2 protein-coding genes and 1 pseudogene are annotated in these 2,149 nt (G+C 71.1%); all 3 read left to right on the forward strand.

Annotated elements, in window-relative coordinates; translation table 11 throughout:
• A pseudogene (locus G6019_RS13410) lies at positions 1-369 on the forward strand (pyridine nucleotide-disulfide oxidoreductase); the annotation flags it as partial.
• A gap of 115 nt (positions 370-484) precedes the next feature.
• Positions 485-1,027, forward strand: coding sequence for a Dps family protein (locus G6019_RS13415; RefSeq protein WP_107757269.1), 543 nt, complete (start codon positions 485-487; stop codon positions 1,025-1,027).
• Between the two features lie 168 nt (positions 1,028-1,195).
• The coding region (locus G6019_RS13420; protein WP_182627791.1) for a cation:proton antiporter domain-containing protein at positions 1,196-2,149 on the forward strand (954 nt) is incomplete at its 3' end.

Raw genomic sequence — 2,149 nt, forward strand, 5'->3', positions numbered from 1 at the left:
CCCGCGGCCATGCTCGACGACCGCGGCTTCGTCCGCGTCGAGCCGACGCTACAGGTGTCGGGGCACAGCGATGTCTTCGCTGTCGGCGACGTGGCCGCCACCGACCCGCTGCGCACCTCCGCCCGCAACCGAGGCCACATTCTGGTCGCGCGCAACATCCGCGGGCACCTGCGCGGCACGCCACTACGCGACTACCGACCGCCCAGGCGCCGGTGGGGCTCGGTGCTCGGCCCGCTGCGAGACGGACTCATCGTCTTCACCCCACCCGGCCGCGGTGTTCGCGTCCCCGCGCCGGCATCCGATGTGCTGCTCCAACGGCTCATCACGCACCAGGTGATCTACCGCGGGGTGCGCCGGCGGGACCGGTGAGGGTCTGCCGGTTCCGGTCGCCGTCGGTGAGGGCTGACGACCGGTCTCACGTGGTCTGACCTGCGCGTCCAGCACTACGGTCGCACGTCATTGGCGGCGGCGCTAAGTTCGAAGCATGCCTGAATTCACCGTTCCCGGACTGTCCACCGACGACTCCGCCACCCTCGCCGACACCCTCCAGAAGCGACTCACCGCGTGCAACGACCTGCACCTGACCCTCAAGCACGTGCACTGGAACGTGGTGGGCCCCAACTTCATCGCGGTCCACGAGATGCTCGACCCGCAGGTCGAGCTGGTGCGCGGCTACGCCGACGTGCTGGCCGAGCGCATCGCCACCCTCGGCGGCTCGCCCGTGGGCACGATCGGCGCCAACGCCGACCACCGCTCGTGGGACGACTACTCGCTCGGCCGCGACACCGCGCAGGCGCACCTCGGCGCGCTGGACAAGGTGTACGACGGGATGATCGGCGACCACCGCAAGGCCATCGCCGTGGCCGGTGACGTCGACCCCGTCACCGAGGACATCCTCATCGGCCAGACCGCCGAGCTCGAGAAGTTCCAGTGGTTCATCCGCGCCCACCTGGAGAACGCCTCCGGCGAACTGCCCACCGCGAACGACGCCACCGAAAAGGGCGCCGCGCGGGACGCCACGGCCTGATCGAACCAGCGTGATCGCACCAGCGTGATCGCACCAGCCACGATGGGCCGGATTCCCACCAGGGAGTCCGGCCCGTCGTCGTTCGCCGGGACCGCTGTCGACCGCCACGCTCACCCCAGCGGTTCCCATCGGTGGCGCAGGTGACCTGAGGGCGCCCACACTCACTGCGTGCCCAATACCGACCTGATGTTCGCGGTCATCGGCGCGGCCCTGCTCATCGGGTCGTTCCTTCCGCGCCTGCTCCGCGAGCGGGTCCTGTCCGCGCCGATCGTGGTGGTGGGCGTGGGGATGCTGGTCGGGTGGCTAATGCCCACCGAGTCGCAGCTCGTCGACGTGATCGAGCATGCGGAGCTGGCCGAGCGGATGGCCGAGGTGACGGTGATCGTGGCGCTCTTCGGCGTGGGCCTGGCGCTGGACCGCCCGCTGAGCCTGCGCGGGTGGACCACCACGTGGCGGCTGCTGGCGATCGGCATGCCCCTGTCCATCGCGGGGGTCGCGGTGCTGGGGTGGTGGGTGCTGGGGCTGACCCCCGCGGTCGCCGTGCTGCTGGGAGCGGTGCTCGCCCCCACCGACCCGGTCCTCGCCTCCGACGTGCAGGTGGAGGGTCCGAGTTCCGGGGAGGAGGTCGACGACGAGCACGACGAGGCCCGCTTCGCCCTCACCTCCGAGGCCGGGCTCAACGACGCCCTGGCGTTCCCCTTCGTCTACCTCGCGATCTACCTGGCGACCAAGGGCGATCCCGGCCAGTGGCTCCTGGGCTGGGTGGCGTGGGATCTGGTGGCCAAGACGCTCATCGGCGCGGTGGTGGGTTACCTCCTGGGCCGGTTGATCGGGGCGGCGGTCTACCGGGTGCGCGTGGGCGAGCACCGGCTCGTGGGGTTCGCCGAGCCCGCCGCCGCCGTGGCCACGCTCCTGCTCGCCTACGGCGTGGGGGAGCTGGTGGGCGGCTGGGGATTCCTCGCCGTGTTCTGCGCGGCCCTCGGGGTCCGCGCGTCCGAGCGCGACGACGAGCGGCACGAGCACTTCCACGAGTTCGTGGAGTACACCGAGCACCTGCTCACCCTGCTGGTCCTACTGGTGATCGGCGCCTCGTTCGTCTCCGACGCGCTCCCCCGCCTGGAA

This window comes from Dietzia sp. DQ12-76, assembly GCF_014145045.1.
GTDB lineage: Bacteria > Actinomycetota > Actinomycetes > Mycobacteriales > Mycobacteriaceae > Dietzia.

What these genes read in the sequence shown, in the direction of transcription:
- G6019_RS13415 (WP_107757269.1), top strand. Translation starts at nt 485, where the DNA reads ATGCCTGAATTCACCGTTCCCGGACTGTCCACCGACGACTCCGCCACC.